A 17,595-nucleotide genomic window follows, 5' to 3' on the forward strand; every position below is an offset into this window, starting at 1 on the left:
CTCAGTCCCGGTGAATACGCTGCTTGAAGGTACGGGCGATGGCCTGCACGCCAGGCTGGTAGTCCGATTGCTCGACCGCCGCCAGCGCCAGTGCCAGGGCCTTGTCGGCGATCAACTGGTGCTGCTGGGCCATGGCGTTGACCGGCAGCGGCAGGAAGTCCAGCAACTGGGTGTCGCCAAACGTGCCGAGACGCAACGGGCGGTTTTTCAGCGGGAAGTCATGCAGCGCATCGAACACGCCCTGCAGCAGTACGTAGGACGTGGTCACCAGCGCATCCGGCAAGTGCCCGAGGCGTTGCAGGAGTTCTTCCATCAATTGCTTGCCGCACTCGCGGCTGAAGGACTCGGCGTGCTCGACCAGCACTTCGCCCTTGAAGCCGGCGAGGGCCTGTTTGAACCCGGCGGCACGTTCCTGGCTGATGCTCAGTTCCGGGCGGGCGCCCAGCAGCACGATCTGTTTCGGCTGCGGGTCGAGCAGGCTTTCGGTCAGGTGCAGGCTGGCTTCGCGGTCGTCGCTGACCACCGAGCAGAAATGCTCGGGGTCCATCACCCGGTCGATGGCGATGACCGGCAAGCCCTTGGCCTGCAACTGGCGGTAGCTGTCGTCACCGGCTGGCAGGCAACTGGCGACGATCAACGCATCGCAGCGTCGGGCGCGGAACAGTTGCAGCAGTTGCCGTTCGCTGTCCGGTGCATCGTCGGAGCTGGCGATCAGCAACTGATAACCGCGCGCCCGGGCGCCTTGTTCCAGCAACTTGGCGATCCGCGCGTAGCTGGGGTTTTCCAGATCCGGCAGGATAAAACCCAGGGTCCGGGTGTGCCGGCTGCGCAGCCCGGCCGCCTGTGGATTGGGAGTAAAGCCGTGCTGATCGACCACCGCCCGTACCCGCTCGACGGTTGCGGTGCTGATGCGTTGCTGTTCGGCCTTGCCGTTGATGACGTAGCTGGCGGTGGTCACGGACACTCCGGCCAACCGCGCGATATCACTGAGTTTCAACCCGGGATTTCCTTGTTTTTTCGAGCTTGCCGCCACATTTTCGCCAATCCTACCCGATTCAGGCAGGCGACCATTGTCGCAGCGCATCCGACAAGTTGGACTTCAAGGATGAGACATTATCGAGTAACGTGCCGATCAATCTAGATTAAACGTTTCAGCAAGCGTATTTTCTACGTTTTAGACGCCTTTGGCCGGTTCTGCCGTGAAACCGCCAAAACTGCCTCCTGAAAGGGAAGCCTACAAGCGCCTAAGCTGCAACCATTCAAAACAATACCTGGCGCACCAACGCGTCAAAAAGGAGATCGCATGCTCGAGCTCACTGTAGAGCAGATATCCATGGGCCAATCGGCTGTGGATAAACCCGCCGCCCTGCAATTGCTGGCCAATCATCTGGTCGCTGACGGTCTGGTCGCCGACGGTTACCTGGCCGGCTTGCAGGCGCGGGAAGCCCAGGGCTCGACCTTTCTCGGTCAGGGGATTGCAATCCCCCATGGCACGCCCGAAACCCGCGATCAGGTATTTGCCACCGGCGTGCGGCTGATGCAGTTTCCCGACGGTGTGGGCTGGGGCGACGGCCAGATTGTCTATCTGGCCATCGGCATCGCGGCCAAATCCGACGAACACCTGCGCCTGCTGCAACTGCTGACCCGTGCCCTCGGCGAGACTGATCTGGGCCAGGCCCTGCGCCGCGCCAGTTCGCCCGAAGCGTTGCTGAAACTGCTGCAGGGCGCGCCACAGGAGCTGGCGCTGGATGCGCAGATGATCGGCCTCGGCGTATCTGCCGACGATTTCGAAGAGCTGGTCTGGCGCGGTGCGCGTCTGCTGCGTCAGGCCGATTGCGTGAGCAACGGTTTTGCCGGGGTGTTGCAGCAAGTCGAAGCGCTGCCGCTGGGCGATGGCCTGTGGTGGCTGCACAGCGAGCAGACCGTGAAGCGTCCGGGCCTGGCGTTCGTCACCCCGGACAAACCGATGCGTTACCTCGGCCAGCCCCTCAGCGGTCTGTTTTGCCTGGCCAGCCTCGGTGAAGCGCATCAAGCGTTGCTCGAGCGTTTGTGCGCGCTGCTGATCGAAGGTCGCGGCCATGAACTGGGCCGTGCCACCAGCAGCCGCAAAGTCCTCGAAGTGCTCGGCGGCGAATTGCCGGCCGACTGGCCGAGTGCGCGGATTGCGCTGGCCAACGCCCATGGTCTGCATGCGCGGCCGGCGAAGATCCTCGCGCAACTGGCGAAGAGCTTTGACGGTGAAATCCGTGTCCGCATCGTCGACGGTCAGGACAGCGCCGTGTCGGTGAAAAGCCTGAGCAAACTGCTGAGCCTCGGCGCCCGTCGCGGCCAGGTGCTGGAAATCATCGCCGAACCGAGCATTGCCGCCGATGCCTTGCCGGCCTTGCTCGCCGCTATCGAAGAAGGCCTCGGCGAAGAAGTCGAACCGTTGCCGGCAGTCAGTCAGCAGCGCGAAGTCATCGCCGACATCGCCGAAGTCGTGAGCGCCCCGGCCTCCGGCAGCCTGCTGCAAGCGATTCCCGCCGCGCCCGGCATCGCCATCGGCCCGGCGCACATTCAGGTCCAGCAAACCATCGATTACCCGTTGCGTGGTGAGTCTGCCGCCATCGAGCGCGAACGTTTGAAAAACGCATTGGCCGAAGTACGTCAGGACATTCAAGGTTTAATCGAACGCAGCAAGGCCAAGGCGATCCGCGAGATTTTCATCACCCATCAGGAAATGCTCGACGACCCGGAACTCACCGATGAAGTCGACACCCGCCTCAAGCAAGGCGAAAGCGCCGAGGCAGCGTGGATGGCCGTGATCGAAGCCGCCGCAAAACAACAGGAATCCCTGCAGGACGCCTTGCTCGCCGAACGTGCTGCCGATCTGCGTGATATCGGGCGACGGGTGCTGGCGCAACTGTGCGGCGTGCAGACGCCTGCCGAGCCTGAGCAACCGTACATTCTGGTGATGGATGAAGTCGGTCCGTCCGACGTCGCGCGGCTTGATCCGGCGCGGGTCGCGGGGATTCTCACCGCCCGTGGTGGCGCCACCGCTCACAGTGCCATTGTGGCTCGTGCGCTGGGCATTCCGGCACTGGTCGGTGCGGGCGCAGCGGTGTTGCTGCTGAAACCGGGCACGCCGTTACTGCTCGACGGCCAGCGCGGTCGCCTGCATGTCGATGCGGATGCCGCGACCCTGCAACGCGCCGCCGAAGAACGCGACACCCGTGAACAACGCCTGAAAGCCGCCGCCGAACAACGCCATCAACCGGCGCACACCACCGACGGCCACGCCGTGGAAGTGTTCGCCAACATCGGCGAGAGCGCCGGCGTCGCCAGTGCAGTCGAGCAGGGCGCCGAAGGCATCGGTCTGCTGCGCACCGAGCTGATTTTCATGGCCCACCCGCAGGCGCCGGACGAGGCGACTCAGGAGGCCGAATACCGCCGCGTCCTCGATGGTCTCGCCGGTCGGCCGCTGGTGGTGCGCACCCTCGACGTCGGCGGCGACAAACCGCTGCCGTATTGGCCGATTGCCAAGGAAGAAAACCCCTTCCTCGGAGTGCGCGGGATTCGCCTGACCTTGCAGCGTCCGCAGATCATGGAAGCGCAGTTGCGCGCCTTGCTGCGTTCGGCGGACAACCGTCCGCTGCGCATCATGTTCCCGATGGTCGGCAGCGTCGAAGAGTGGCGTCAGGCCCGGGACATGACCGAACGCCTGCGCCTGGAAATCCCGGTCGCCGACCTGCAACTGGGGATCATGATCGAAGTGCCATCCGCCGCGTTGCTGGCGCCGGTGCTGGCCAAGGAAGTGGATTTTTTCAGCGTCGGCACCAACGACTTGACCCAGTACACCCTGGCCATCGACCGTGGTCATCCGACCCTGTCCGCCCAGGCGGACGGCCTGCACCCGGCGGTGCTGCAACTGATCGACATCACCGTGCGCGCGGCCCATGCCCACGGCAAATGGGTCGGCGTCTGCGGCGAGCTGGCAGCGGATCCGCTGGCGGTGCCGGTGCTGGTCGGCCTCGGTGTGGATGAATTGAGCGTCTCCGGACGCAGCATCGCCGAGGTCAAGGCGCGCATCCGCGAACTCAGCCTGACCCGGACGCAAACCCTTGCTCAACAAGCCCTGGCCGTGGGCAGCGCCAACGAAGTGCGCGCATTAGTGGAGGCCCTGTAATGGCCAAGATTCTTACCCTGACCCTCAACCCGGCGCTGGACCTCACGGTGCAGTTGCCGCGTCTGGAACCCGGTCAGGTCAATCGTAGCGACGAGATGCACACCCATGCCGCCGGCAAGGGCGTCAACGTCGCGCAAGTGCTGGCCGATCTGGGGCATCAACTGACGGTCAGCGGATTTCTCGGTGAAGACAATCTGCAGGCGTTCGAAACCCTGTTCGCCAAGCGTGGTTTCACGGATGCCTTTATCCGTGTGCCCGGTGAGACCCGCAGCAATATCAAGGTCGCGGAACAGGACGGACGAATCACCGACATCAACGGCCCGGGTCCGGTGGTCGGCGTGGTGGCGCAACAGGCGTTGCTGGATCGTCTGGTGCAGATCGCGCCGGGGCACGACGCGGTGGTGGTGGCCGGCAGTCTGCCGCGCGGGGTCAGTGCGAAGTGGTTGCGCGAGTTGATCGAGCGCCTGAAAGCCCTGGGCCTGAAGGTGGCACTGGATACCAGCGGCGAAGCGTTGCGCGCCGCACTCAAGGCCGGCCCGTGGCTGATCAAACCGAACACCGAAGAGCTGGCCGACGCGCTGGGGTGTGAAGTGCTGTCCCACGTCGCAGAGGCAGAAGCGGCCAGTCGTTTGCACGCTCAAGGCATCGAGCATGTGGTGATTTCCCACGGTGCCGACGGTGTGAACTGGTTCAGCGTCGGCTCGGCGTTGCATGCCACGCCGCCGAAGGTCAGCGTCGCCAGCACGGTCGGTGCCGGCGATTCGTTGCTGGCCGGCATGCTCCACGGTCTGCTCAGCGCCGATACGCCGGAGCAAACCCTGCGCACGGCCACGGCGATTGCGGCGCAGGCGGTGACCCAGATCGGTTTCGGTATTCACGATGCTGCGCAACTGACGCAGCTCGAACAGGGCGTGCGCGTGCGTCCCCTGACAGAACAATAAGAGGGTTTGTCATGAAGTTAGCCATTGTCACGGCCTGCCCGAACGGCATGGTCACCAGTGTGCTGTGCGCCCGGCTGCTGGATGCCGCGGCCCAGCGTCAGGGCTGGAGCACCAGCGTCGAAGTGGTGGATGCGGCGCATCCGGAACGCGCGTTGTCGGCAGTCACTATCGAGGCGGCGGAATGGGTGTTGCTGGTGGCCACCGGCGATATCGACATGACGCGTTTCATCGGCAAGCGGGTATTCCGCATCGCGCCGGCGCAAGCGCTGCAGGATGTCGAAGCGGTGCTGCGCCGCGGTGCCGAAGAAGCCGAAATCCATGTCGCCAGCGAAGTCGCCCCGGCTGCCGTCGAGCAGCGTGTGCCGCGCATTGTCGCCGTCACCGCATGCCCGACCGGCGTCGCCCACACCTTCATGGCCGCCGAAGCGTTGCAGCAAACCGCCAAGCGTCTGGGCTATGAGTTTCAGGTAGAAACCCAGGGTTCGGTCGGAGCAAAAAATCCCCTGAGCGCGACGGCGATTGCCGAGGCCGACGTGGTGTTGCTGGCGGCCGATATCGAAGTCGCCACTGAGCGTTTCGCCGGCAAGAAAATCTACCGCTGCGGCACCGGGATCGCCTTGAAGCAATCCGAAGCCACGCTGAAAAAAGCCCTGGCCGAAGGCAAGCAGGAAAGTGCCGCGAGCGACGGCAAGGCCTCGGCCAAACAAGAGAAAACCGGCGTCTACAAACACCTGCTGACGGGTGTGTCGTTCATGCTGCCGATGGTGGTGGCGGGCGGCTTGATGATCGCGTTGTCGTTCGTGTTCGGCATCACCGCGTTCAAGGAAGAGGGCACGCTGGCGGCGGCGCTGATGCAGATCGGTGGCGAGACCGCGTTCAAATTGATGGTGCCGTTGCTGGCCGGTTACATCGCCTACTCGATTGCCGACCGTCCGGGCCTGGCACCGGGGATGATCGGCGGTTTGCTGGCGAGCACTCTGGGCGCCGGGTTCATCGGCGGGATCGTCGCCGGTTTCATTGCCGGTTATGCGGCGAAGCTGATCAGTCGTTATGTGGCGTTGCCGCAAAGTCTGGAAGCACTGAAACCGATTCTGATCATCCCGCTGTTCGCCAGCCTGATCACCGGGCTGGTGATGATTTACGTGGTCGGCAAACCGGTGGCCGGGATGCTCGCGGCGCTCACGCACTTCCTCGACAGCATGGGCACCACCAACGCAATCCTGCTCGGTGTGTTGCTGGGAGGCATGATGTGCGTCGACCTCGGCGGGCCGATCAACAAGGCTGCGTATGCGTTCTCGGTGGGGCTGCTGGCCTCGCAGAGTTACGCACCGATGGCCGCGACCATGGCCGCCGGCATGGTGCCGCCGATCGGTCTGGGCATCGCCACCTTCATCGCCCGGCGCAAGTTTGCCCAGACCGAGCGCGAGGCGGGTAAAGCGGCGTTGGTCCTGGGCTTGTGCTTTATCTCCGAAGGGGCGATTCCGTTTGCCGCGAAAGACCCGTTGCGGGTGATCCCGGCGAGTATTGCCGGCGGTGCGCTGACCGGTGCGCTGTCGATGTACTTCGGCTGCAAGCTGATGGCGCCGCACGGTGGCCTGTTTGTGCTGGCGATTCCGAACGCGATCAACCATGCGCTGCTTTACCTGCTGGCCATCGTCGCGGGCAGCTTGTTGACGGCGGTGGTGTATGCGCTGGTCAAGCGGCCGGAAGCGGTCGAGCTGGCGCTGGAGCCGGCCAACGCCTGAGGTGTCACACCCGCTTCATCTGGTGATGGTTAAGTTTTCCTTTTTTCAGGGAGAACAGCATGAGCGATTTCAACCTCGGTCGCCGGCGCGTGATGCAAGTGGTCGGCGCCGGTTTGCTGATGCCGGGGCTGGCGCCGGCCGTGATTGCTTCGGTCAAGGATCGACCGCAACTCACCGACGGCGTGCAGTCCGGCGACCTGCAGGGCGATCGGGCGATGATCTGGAGCCGCAGCGACCGTCCGGCGCGGATGGTGGTGGAGTGGGACACCCGCAGTCAGTTCCGCCATCCGCGACGCGTTATCTCCGCGCTGGCCGATGCCCGCAGCGATTTCACCGCCCGCGTCGAACTCACCGGATTGCCCGCCGATCAGGCGATTTTCTATCGCGTATATTTCAAGGACGCCCAGACCGGCGTCGCCAGCGAACCGTGGCTCGGCCATCTGCGCAGCGCACCGACGGCGCGACGCAATATCCGATTCGTCTGGAGCGGCGACACGGTCGGCCAGGGCTTCGGCATCAACCCGGATATCGGCGGCATGCGCATTTACGAATCCATGCGTTTGCGCCTGCCGGACTTCTTTATCCACAGCGGCGACACCATCTACGCCGACGGCCCGGTGCCGGCGCAATTGACCACCGAAGGTGGCCGCGTGTGGCGCAACCTCACCACAGAAGCCAAGAGCAAAGTCGCCCAGACCCTCGACGATTATCGCGGTAATTACCGCTACAACCTGATGGATGAAAACATCCGCCGCTTCAACGCCGAAGTGCCGCAGATCTGGCAGTGGGACGACCATGAAGTGGTCAACAACTGGTCGCCGGGCAAACAGCTCGACGAGCGCTATCAGGAAAAAGATATCCACACCCTGGTCGGGCGCGCGCGTCAGGCCTGGCTCGAATATTCGCCGATGCGCCGTCAGGCAGCGGACGGTGGCGGGCGGATCTATCGCAAGCTGAGTTACGGGCCGATGCTCGATGTGTTCGTGCTCGACATGCGCAGCTATCGCGGCGCCAACGACGACAATCTCGGTGCGGAAAAACCGTTCCTCGGGCGTGAGCAACTGAACTGGCTCAAGCGCGGATTGAAGGCCTCGAAAGCCCAGTGGAAAGTCATCGCGGCCGACATGCCGATCGGTCTTGGCGTGCCGGACGGTGAAGTCAGCCCCGGCGTGCCGCGTTGGGAAGCGGTGGCCAACGGCGACCCCGGCCCGGCTCAGGGGCGCGAACTGGAAGTGGCCGAATTGCTCGGGTTTCTACGTAAACATCAGGTGCGCAATTTCGTGTTCCTGACAGCGGATGTGCATTACTGCGCAGCCCATCACTATCACCCGGATCGCGCGGCGTTCCAGGATTTCGAACCGTTCTGGGAGTTTGTCGCAGGGCCTCTGAATGCCGGTAGCTTCGGACCCAATCCGCTGGACAAGACCTTTGGCCCGGAAGTGGTGTTCCAGAAAGCGCCGCCGACGCAAAACGCCTCACCGTTTGCCGGATTCCAGTTTTTTGGCGAGGTGAATATCGAGGGGCAGAGCGGAGAGATGAGTGTGGTGTTGCGGGATCTGAACGGGGTGGCGGTGTTTGAGCAGAAGTTGCAGCCGACCTGAGTTCAGCGCAAACAAACTGTGGGAGCGAACTTGCTCCCACAGTTGTTATTTATGGTCAGTAAACGTCTCGGCGGTAGCGACCCTGTTCGATCAGACGTTCGACTTCTTCCGCGCCGAGGATGTCATGCAGCGCCAGGTCGACGCCTGACGCCATCCCTTGCAGGCTGCCGCAGATGTAGATCACGGCACCGTCCGCCAGCCACTTCTTCAGTTCGCCAGCCGATTCGCGCAAGCGGTCCTGGACGTAGATCTTCTCGGCCTGATCCCGGGAGAACGCCAGGTCCAGACGCGCCAGATCACCATTGATCAACCACTCTTCGAGTTCTGCGCGACAGAGGAAATCGTGTTCCCGATTGCGCTCGCCGAACAACAGCCATTGGCGCTGCTGCCCATCGGCAATCCGCGCCTTGAGCAGACTGCGCAGTCCGGCAAGGCCGGTGCCGTTGCCCAGCAGAATCATCGGCACAGGCTGGTTCGGCAGATGGAACCCGCTGTTGCGCCGCACCCGCAGGCTGATGCTGCCACCCACAGGAGCGTGCTCGGTCAGCCAGCCGGAACCGATGCCGAGGGTGCCGTCGCTGTGTTGTTCCTGACGCACGATCAGTTCCAGCACGCCGTCGGCGGCAATCGAGGCGATCGAGTATTCGCGCATCGCCAGCGGCACCATCGCATCCACCAGCGCCTGAGCGTGCAGGCCCACCAGATGCGCGCGATGCTCGGGCAACTGGCGGGTGGCGAGGGCCACTTCCAGCGATTCTTCCAGGCCGTTGACCTTAACGCTGGTTTCGCCGCGAATGCCGAGGCCGTCGAGGAAATGTTCGATGGCCCACGGGCAGTTGCGCGGCAGCACTTCCACCAGATCGCCGGCCAGCCAACTGCTGGTATCCGGTGCGGAAAGTCCCAGCAGGAAAACCGGTGAACCGCTGCTGTCAGGGTTCATCAACTCGCGGCGGACCAGCGTCCAGTTGCCGTAGCTCGGTGCCTGCCAGGTGTCGACCGGCACCTGGCCGGTGATCAGGCCGAGCTGGGTCTGCCAGTGCCGCAGCGCGTATGGGTCGCCGCTATCGACTTCCACCGGAGCGAACAGGGTCTTGCCGCCATGCTCCCCCAGCCATTGATGCAGGCGTCGGGCGAAGCCGCAGAAGTGCTGATACTGACGGTCGCCGAGACCGAGCACCGAGTAGTTGAGGTTGTCGAGAGCCGAGGCACGGTTCAGCACTTTGCGTTCGAAACCGCGAGCGCTGTCCGGCGCCTCGCCGTCGCCGAAGGTGCTGACCACGAACAGCGCGTTGTTCGATTCCTGCAGATCCTGTTCGCTGACATTCGCCAGCGGCTGCACTTTCACCGGCAGGCCGGCAGCCTGCAACTGGCCGGCGGTCTGCCACGCCAGTTGCTCGGCAAAACCGCTCTGGCTGGCGAAACCGATCAGCCACGCCGGGCCATCGCCGGCCGGCTGTTCGAGACCCTGACGGGCATCCTTGATCTGCTTTTTCTTGCGTCGGCGATCCAGGTACAACAGCCAGCCTGTGATGAAGAACAGCGGCATCAATACCGCCGCGACGGTCACGATGATTCGCCCGACCAGACCGAAATAGCTGCCGACATGCAGCGCATAAATGCTGGTCAGCAATTGCGCCTTGAAGCTCTTGTCGGCGTAGCGGTCGACCCGTTTGACGACGCCGGTGGCCGGGTCCAGGGTGATCTGGTTCAGCGCACGCTCGTGGGGCGAGTTGTCGAGCAGGTAGAACACGGTCGCCGGTTGGCCAGCCACTGGCGGCATGCGGATGTTGTAGGAGGCGAGGCCCGGGCCGGCGGCGCTGTAGATGCTGATCCACATGGCCGCGTAATCGGCAGTCGGCGCCGGACCTTCGGGGGCCGGGCCACGGCCGCCGCGCACGCGCTCGTTTTGCGGCGCATCCGACAGCAGTTTCGTCAGGCCTTTGTTGTACCACTCGTAGGACCAGGACAATCCGGTCAGCGCCAGCAGCAGGTAAACCAGCATGCACCAGGTGCCGAACACCGAATGCAGGTCCCAGTTGAAGCTGCGGCCCTTTTTCTTCCAGTCCAGGGTCAGCCAGACGCGCCAGTTGTTCCACTGGCGCGGCCAGCGCAGATAGAGGCCGGAGAGGCAGAAGAACAGCAGCATCAAGGTGCAGGCACCGGTGATGTTGCGGCCGGTATCGCCCATGGCGAGGAACCGGTGCAGCTGCAGCATCAGGCCGAAGAAGTCCTGGCCGGTGGCCTCACCCTTGAATTCGGCGGTGTAGGGATCGAAGTAACGCATCTCGCCACGACGCTCACCTTTTGGCGGGGTGAACCAGACGCGCCCGGCGGTGCCGCTTTCGGTCTCGACCGAGAGCATCGAGACTTTCTTGCCCGAGGCAGCTTCGATCTGCGCCACCAGATCGGCGGGCGGCAGGACGCCGGCGACCTGTTTCTCCACCTGCAACACGGAGGGGTTGAGGGCTTTCAGGATCTCGTCCTGAAACGAATAGGCAGCGCCGGTGATGCCCATCAGGGCCAGCACCAGCCCGGCAGTGATGCCAAAAAACCAGTGCAACTGGAACAGGGTTTTCTTCAACACGTCGCTAGCCTTGTCCGTTCGAAAGTGGTGTTCACGGCGTGCATTATGCCGTGGGTTATCGAGAAACGTTCTTTATTACGCACAAAAGCCCCGTTCAAGTGAATGAACGGGGCTTGAGACTTCCCTCTTCGATCAGAAGTGGAAGTTGGTGCTCAGCAATGCCGTACGGCCCGCCGCCTGGTTGGCGAAGTGAGTCGAGAAGGCTTTGTCGTAGTAGGTTTCGTTGGTCAGGTTCTGCACGTTCAATTGCAGGTCGACGTTCTTGGTCAGCTTGTACGCAGCCATCGCGTCGTAGCGAACGTAGGAATCGACCATGGTGGTGTTGGCCACGCTGCCGTACACGTCATCCACGTAGAACGCACCGCCACCGATGGTCAGCTTCGGAGTGACCTGATAAGTGGTCCACAGGCTGGCGCTGTTTTTCGGCGTGTTAGGCAGTTCGTTGCCGTCGGTGGCACGGTTCAGCGGGCCGCCATCAACCTGTTCGCTGTCCATGTAGGCGTAACCGGCGAACACTTGCCACTTGTCGGTGATCTTGCCGCTGGCGGACAACTCGATACCTTGTACACGAGTCTTGCCGGCGTTTTCGTACGAGGTGGTATCAACCTGGACACGAGCGTTTTCTTTCTCGGTGCGGAAGATGTCGGCGGTCAGCGACAGGCGATCATTCAGCAGATCCCACTTGGTACCGATTTCGTAGTTCTTGGTGGTTTCCGGCTCCATGTCGCTCTTGAGCAGGTTGCCGTTGCGATCGGTGGTGCCGCTCAGCGGGTTGCCGTCCATGCCTTCGCCGAGGGTGTTGCCCGGTGGCGTGGCGGAGGTGGCGTAGGACGCATAGATGCTGCCGTTCTCTGCCGGTTTGTAGACGATGCCGAACTGACCGGTGACGAACTCGCTGGTGTCAGCGCCTTTGGCGGTGGTGGTGCCCGCGTTGGTGTAGGTGTGGTAGCCGGTTTCGAAGTGGTCGTAACGCAGGCCCATGTTCACCAGCCATTGCGAGGACAGTTCCAGAGTGTCGAACACATACAGCGCGTAGGTATCGGACTGGGTGTCGGTGCCGGCGTAGTTGCGCGAGATTGCGCCGTTCCACGGATCGTTCGGGTTCGGGTTCGACAGCGAGGTGCAGTTGTAGCCGCTCGACGCGCCGATCATCGACGGGGTGCAGTTGGTGGTCGCGGCGCTGGTGCGCGGCGTGGTGTCGGTGTTGACGTTGTACGAGGATTTGCGGCTTTCCTCACGGGTGTATTCGACACCGGTGGAGAAGCTGTTCTTGAAGCCTGCAACGTAGAAGTTGCCGAACAGGTCAGTCTGGTTGGTGGTGGTCTCGGTATTGCTCACGCGAGTGTTCGCACGACGCCAGACGCTGCCGTTGTTGACGTTGCCCTTGCTGTCGTCCGGCTGGGTCAGGATGTAATCCTGCATGCTGGTGCCGTGACGCAGGGTGTTCTTGATGGTCAGCGAGTCGCTCAGGTCGTGCTCGATGGCGAAGGTCGCGGTGTCGGTGCGGCCCTTGCGGAAGTCGCGGCCGTCCAGACCGTAGAAGTTGCTGTGATCGCCACCCGAGTAAGGTTTGTCCGGGTTGGACTTGGTGCGTGCCGCCGAGCCGGCCTTCGGGATGGTGTACGGGATGCCCGAGTCCGGGGTGTCGTTGCTTTCGAGATGGTAGTAGTCGAGGTTGACGCGGGTGTCGGTGCCCAGGCCGAAAGCCAGGGACGGCGCGATGCCCCAACGGTCGTAGTCGACGCTGTCGCGACCGGCGACATTGCTCTCGTGGCTCATCAGGTTCAGACGGCCGGCAGCGGTGTCGCTGAACTGGTAGTTGCCGTCCAGGGTGTAGCGCTGGGTCTGGTCGGAGCCCCAGGTGAAACCACCGTCGAACGAGTTGCCCAGGTGGGCTTTCTTGCTCACCAGATTGATGCTGCCGCCAGCCGCGCCGCGACCGCCGATGGCGGAGTTCGGGCCCTTGCTGACTTCGATGTTTTCAACGGCGAAGATCTCGCGGCTCTGGGAACCGGTGTCGCGCACGCCGTCGAGGTAGGTGTCGCCCTGGGCGTCGAAACCACGGATGAACGGACGGTCGCCCTGTGGGTTGCCACCTTCACCGGCACCGAAGGTGATGCCCGGTACGGTGCGCAGCGCATCCTGCATGTTCAGGGCGCCGGTGTCTTTCAGGACTTGTTGCGGAATAACGGTGACCGAGCGCGGCGTGTCGACCAGCGGCGCGGTGTACTTGGGCGAGGAGGCCTTCTCGACCTGATAGGACGTCGAGTCCTGGGCTTCGCCGGTGATGGCGGTGGCGTCCAGGGCAATGGCATTGCCGGAGGCTTTGCTGTCGGTCTTTTCGGCCGCGAACACCATGTGGCCTGCGGAGCCGGCGGTCAGTGCGACGCCGATGGCAGAGGCGAGCAGACGTGGTGAGCTGACGGGTAATTGTGTGTGTTGACGTGACATTTTTATTCCCCTCCCCAAGGATTTGAGGCGGCGGAATATAGGGTAAACAGGTATTCGTATCAATTGCGAAACATTGTTATTCGCGACGAATTTACATTCTTTACAATTTAACCTTACGGTTTTTGCCGATTCATTCGTCTAGCGGGTTTTACACAGCCAATAAGAATCAATACCATTGCCGCCTCTTTGCCATCAGGTGACTTCGACATGCTGCTGCACATCCCCGCTCTGTTCGAGAAAGACGAAGTGCGGCGCATCCGCGAGGCTCTGGAACAGGCCGACTGGGCTGACGGCAAGATCACCGCCGGCTATCAATCGGCCAAGGCCAAGCACAATCTGCAACTGCCGGAAGGTCATCCGCTGGCCAAGGAAATCGGCGCCGCGATGCTCGAACGCCTGTGGAAAAATCCGCTGTTCATGTCGGCGGCGCTGCCGCACAAAGTATTTCCGCCGTTACTCAACTGCTACACGGCGGGTGGCAGTTTCGATTTTCACATCGATAATGCTGTGCGCCAGCCCAAGGGCAGCATCGAGCGGGTGCGCACCGATCTGTCGGCCACGTTGTTCTTCAGCGAACCCGAGGATTACGACGGCGGCGAGCTGGAGATCCAGGACACCTACGGCACCCAGCGCGTGAAACTGCCCGCCGGCGACATGGTTCTGTATCCCGGCACCAGCCTGCACAAGGTCAACGCGGTCACCCGCGGCGCACGTTATGCCTCGTTCTTCTGGACCCAAAGCCTGGTGCGCGAAGACAGCCAGCGCGCGTTGCTGTTCGAGATGGACGGCGCGATCCAGCAACTGACTCGGGACATGCCCGATCATCCTTCGTTGATCCGCCTCACTGGCACCTATCACAACCTGTTGCGTCGCTGGGTCGAGGTGTAAGTGGCGGACTTTCGTTTGCGCCGCGAGGAAGTCCTCGATGGCGAACGCCTCACCGCGATGCTTGAAGAAAGCCCGGCCCGTGCGGCCCAGGCGATTCTGATGGCGGCAGGTGAGGGCGTGCTGGAAGCGCAGGCGTTGCTTGGGCAGATTCTGCTCGATGGTCATGGGATTGCTCAGGATCAACCGCTGGCATTGCGCTGGTTTGAAATTGCCGCCGGGCAAGGTCATCTGATGGCGCGAAACATGCTCGGCCGTTGCCATGAACACGGATGGGGTTGCGTGGCCGACGCAGCGGTTGCCGCCAGGCATTATCGCGTTGCAGCGGATGCCGGGCTGGACTGGGCGATGTACAACCTCGCCAATCTGCTGGCGACCGGGCGCGGGGTGGCGGTCGATCATCTTCATGCCATGGCGCTTTATCAGCGTGCGGCCGAAGCCGGGCATGCCAAGTCGATGAACCTGCTCGGTCGTTATCTGGAAGAAGGGCAAGTGTGCCCGGCGAATCCGGCAGCGGCCCGTGACTGGTATCGACGCTCGGCCGAGGGCGGGGATTTTCGCGGGCAGTTCAGTCATGCGGCGGTGCTGGCGGATGAGGGGCGCGTCGATGACGCGCTGGTCTGGCTGGAGAAAGCATTGACCGTTGGTAATCTGAATTTCCTGCGAGTCGCCAGTGTGTCTTTGTTGAATGCACAACATCCGCAAATCCGTGCGATGGCCGATGCTTATAAGTTACGACTGGCAGAACTGACTGGTTTGTAATTATTTATTCTTCAGCTGGTCGTTTTTATACAGTTGATTGGGCTGTTGTCGGCTAGTGGTGCGGGTGAGTGATGGTGTTGTCTCGAATTCTAATATTTAAGATCTTGTTGGTTGTTATCTTGCTGTCCTAAGGTTGTTTTGCGATATCGATGCTCAAGCTGGAATGACTCGCTTGATGGTGTCGAGTACCCGATATGACTTTTATTAAATATCCGAAGAAGACAAGGAGTCTCTTATGGAATTCAAGATGGACAACAAGATTGTCGAGGCCGCTGCAAAAGCACCTCGAATGTTTGTAAGTGCTTCGCTCGGCGAGGGTGAAGAGTACAATCGGGAAACCGGTATTCAATTAACCAAAGAACAGATTATCAGCCTGCGCAAGTATGAAGTGCTGGGGCTGTCGCTTCCCGTTCGGCTGGCGGACGTCGTTGCCTATCTGAACTATGGCGCCGGGGATACAGGGGGCGTTGGTCTCAAGGCAGCAGACTTTCTGCGGACATTCACCTACACCTACGACCATGCGAAACGCTGGTCGCCGTTGCGTGAAAAAATCATGCTCACCGGTACTGATCTGAAGATTTTTGCCGGCAGCATTATTCGCACGGGTAAAGGGATCGTTGAGATCTACGAAGACCTGAAAGCCTCCAGGTATCTGGAGGAATACGATATCAATACGCCGGAAGAGTATCTGGAGCTGAAACGCACGATTCCGGGTCTTCCAGACCTCGGCTTGCCGTCCAGTGATGTTCCGGAAATCAAGGCCTACCTTAATGACATGCTGGCCAAAGTCATGCAGTGCCACGGGAAGGCCGAGCATGTCAGGTCCGAACTGGACAGCTTTGGCGCAGACATGCGCGAGATCGTGCTGCCGGAGATCAGGTTGCGACTGGAGTTTGTGTCTCGCAATACTTATCAGGCGGACATTCAGGTTCTTCAGGACGAGATCGATCAGCGTTCGAAAGAAATCGATGAACTGAACAAACAATATGATCAGTTGGTTCAGGAAGCGATCAGGTCCGCAGCGACGCTGAATATCGGTGGTTTGATTCTTGGCATCTATCAGGGCGTCAAGGCCGAAAAGATCCGCAAGGAGCGAAACCTGCGTAAGGCAGAGCAACTGGCCTCCAACCAGCTGATGGCCAGCAAAAATCAGACACTGAGTTCCCTGAACAAGATTCGCGACGACTTGCAGAACCTGAGTTATGTAGCGATAGAGGCTGAAGTTGCCACGCAAAACCTGATGCTGGTATGGAATGCGCTGAGTACCTATATCAATGCGTCGGTCAAAGAAGTTGACTTGCTCCAGGAAGCAACTTCCTTGAGGAAGTTCAAGAACCAGATTATTGGAATCATTGATCCGTGGGAACAGATAAAAGTAAGTTCCGATCAGCTGTTGGGCGTCTTTGCTGCGGCAGATAAAGAGTATGGAAGCAGTTTCACAATGTTCGGGAGTAAAGCAGTGCTGTTTTCGCTAAATAGTTCCGTTAATTCGGATTTTGACGCCGCAGCCTTGCGTGCCCACGCGGCGGCTGTTCAGACCAGTAATGTCACTGCGCAAATGTTGGGTGAGCAGTTCGATTATCTGCCGGGCACCGTTCGCACAATGAACGGGCTGACGATGGCTATCCAGAACGCCACATTCGGGCTCCGTAACCATGCCCAGGTAACCGGGATCAGTCTGGAGCGTGCGCAGAATAAGCTGAAGACAGCTCAGAGCGAACTGATTGATTACCCGGAAGACGCGGATGAAATCCGCGAAGAAATGGAAATCGAGCTCAAGAATGTATCGATGAAAGTCTCCGAGCACGCGAACGATTTGAAAATGACGCACAACGGCTTGAGTACGGCTTATGACCGATCGGCTTCGGCGAAATGGATTGTGGAGCTACAGCAGGACCGTGCGTTCGCGGAGGCATTGAAGGTCAAGTCGGAAGAAAAAATCGCCGATTTCGAAAAGCAGATGAAATCGGTGTCTGAAGCGCTCGAGCTGATCGCGAAAGCCGGGGTGGAGAAAATCGGTCAGGAAGCCCGATTGACGCTGGATAACCTGAAAGCACTGGGGCTGGCGCCACCGCAGGTTCAGATTGCACTGCTTGCCATTGATACCTTGAAAAAAATGATCGCGGGTATCGGCGAGGCCATTTCTTATCTGAACATGCTGGCGGGTTACAACCAGCTCAAGGATAAGGCGGCTGATTTGAGGGGGCAGTTGAAGAAGCACGTCAACGATATCTACCAGATCGATGGAAAGATTCAGCTGGTGCAAGTCCTCGACCAGTTGGACGAAGAGCGCTGGAGTTACGTGAATGAGTATTCGAATCTGGTGGCCGTATTCGAGTCCTTCGCCCGAGACTTCAAACAGGACAAGTCGCAGCCTGCCGAGCAACGGACGGTTGCCGCACTCACCCGGATTGCCGACGTCAGGCAGTACCTGAAAACTGTTCAGCAGTAAGGAGTCGAG

Annotated in this window: 10 protein-coding genes; 7 read left to right on the top strand and 3 right to left on the bottom strand. The window is 61.1% G+C overall.

Annotated features, from left to right (window positions below; genetic code table 11):
- Window position 1: 1 nt before the first annotated feature.
- Entirely contained in the window at window positions 2-997 is a 996-nt protein-coding gene (cra, locus tag CAG02_RS20245; protein WP_085711835.1) for a catabolite repressor/activator, read from the bottom strand.
- Between the two features lie 306 nt (window positions 998-1,303).
- On the opposite strand from cra, the gene ptsP reads away from it, so the two are divergent.
- Genes ptsP through CAG02_RS20265 form a run of 4 tightly spaced genes read left to right on the top strand, consistent with a single transcriptional unit; the run spans window position 1,304 to window position 8,452 of the window.
- Window positions 1,304-4,165 (top strand): phosphoenolpyruvate--protein phosphotransferase, encoded by a 2,862-nt coding sequence (ptsP, locus tag CAG02_RS20250; protein ID WP_085711834.1) that lies wholly within the window; start codon window positions 1,304-1,306, stop codon window positions 4,163-4,165.
- On the top strand, window positions 4,165-5,106 hold the full coding sequence (pfkB, locus tag CAG02_RS20255; RefSeq protein ID WP_085711833.1) for a 1-phosphofructokinase: 942 nt from the start codon (window positions 4,165-4,167) through the stop codon (window positions 5,104-5,106). Before ptsP ends, pfkB begins: the two co-directional genes overlap by 1 nt.
- An 11-nt stretch (window positions 5,107-5,117) precedes the next feature.
- Entirely contained in the window at window positions 5,118-6,851 is a 1,734-nt protein-coding gene (locus CAG02_RS20260) for a PTS fructose-like transporter subunit IIB (RefSeq protein ID WP_085711832.1), read from the top strand.
- A 59-nt stretch (window positions 6,852-6,910) separates the two neighbouring features.
- Entirely contained in the window at window positions 6,911-8,452 is a 1,542-nt protein-coding gene (locus CAG02_RS20265) for an alkaline phosphatase (RefSeq protein ID WP_085711831.1), read from the top strand.
- Window positions 8,453-8,507: 55 nt separating this feature from the next.
- Here CAG02_RS20265 and CAG02_RS20270 read toward each other — a convergent pair whose 3' ends face one another.
- Together CAG02_RS20270 and CAG02_RS20275 are read right to left on the bottom strand one after the other, a co-directional pair.
- Window positions 8,508-11,036, bottom strand: a complete 2,529-nt coding sequence (locus tag CAG02_RS20270; protein ID WP_085711830.1) for a sulfite reductase flavoprotein subunit alpha — start codon at window positions 11,034-11,036, stop codon at window positions 8,508-8,510.
- A gap of 132 nt (window positions 11,037-11,168) precedes the next feature.
- Window positions 11,169-13,487: a TonB-dependent siderophore receptor gene (locus CAG02_RS20275; RefSeq protein WP_085711829.1), complete on the bottom strand. Its 2,319-nt coding sequence runs from the start codon at window positions 13,485-13,487 to the stop codon at window positions 11,169-11,171.
- A gap of 207 nt (window positions 13,488-13,694) precedes the next feature.
- Between CAG02_RS20275 and CAG02_RS20280 the strand changes: the two genes are divergently transcribed.
- The 3 genes from CAG02_RS20280 (at window position 13,695) to CAG02_RS20290 (ending at window position 17,586) form a co-directional block, all read left to right on the top strand.
- Window positions 13,695-14,375, top strand: a complete 681-nt coding sequence (locus tag CAG02_RS20280) for a Fe2+-dependent dioxygenase (RefSeq protein WP_085711828.1) — start codon at window positions 13,695-13,697, stop codon at window positions 14,373-14,375.
- Complete coding sequence (locus CAG02_RS20285) at window positions 14,376-15,134, top strand: tetratricopeptide repeat protein (RefSeq protein ID WP_256576926.1); 759 nt, start codon at window positions 14,376-14,378, stop codon at window positions 15,132-15,134.
- 235 nt (window positions 15,135-15,369) lie between these two features.
- Entirely contained in the window at window positions 15,370-17,586 is a 2,217-nt protein-coding gene (locus CAG02_RS20290; protein WP_085711827.1) for an alpha-xenorhabdolysin family binary toxin subunit A, read from the top strand.
- Window positions 17,587-17,595 lie beyond the last annotated feature (9 nt).

Source organism: Pseudomonas sp. R43(2017) (assembly GCF_002112345.1).
Lineage (GTDB): Bacteria > Pseudomonadota > Gammaproteobacteria > Pseudomonadales > Pseudomonadaceae > Aquipseudomonas > Aquipseudomonas kribbensis.

Excerpts from the sequence above, each read along its gene's own strand:
- ptsP (WP_085711834.1), top strand. The coding sequence starts at position 1,304 with ATGCTCGAGCTCACTGTAGAGCAGATATCCATGGGCCAATCGGCTGTG.
- pfkB (WP_085711833.1), top strand. The coding sequence starts at position 4,165 with ATGGCCAAGATTCTTACCCTGACCCTCAACCCGGCGCTGGACCTCACG.
- CAG02_RS20260 (WP_085711832.1), top strand. The coding sequence starts at position 5,118 with ATGAAGTTAGCCATTGTCACGGCCTGCCCGAACGGCATGGTCACCAGT.
- CAG02_RS20265 (WP_085711831.1), top strand. The coding sequence starts at position 6,911 with ATGAGCGATTTCAACCTCGGTCGCCGGCGCGTGATGCAAGTGGTCGGC.
- CAG02_RS20275 (WP_085711829.1), bottom strand. The coding sequence starts at position 13,487 with ATGTCACGTCAACACACACAATTACCCGTCAGCTCACCACGTCTGCTC.
- CAG02_RS20280 (WP_085711828.1), top strand. The coding sequence starts at position 13,695 with ATGCTGCTGCACATCCCCGCTCTGTTCGAGAAAGACGAAGTGCGGCGC.
- CAG02_RS20290 (WP_085711827.1), top strand. The coding sequence starts at position 15,370 with ATGGAATTCAAGATGGACAACAAGATTGTCGAGGCCGCTGCAAAAGCA.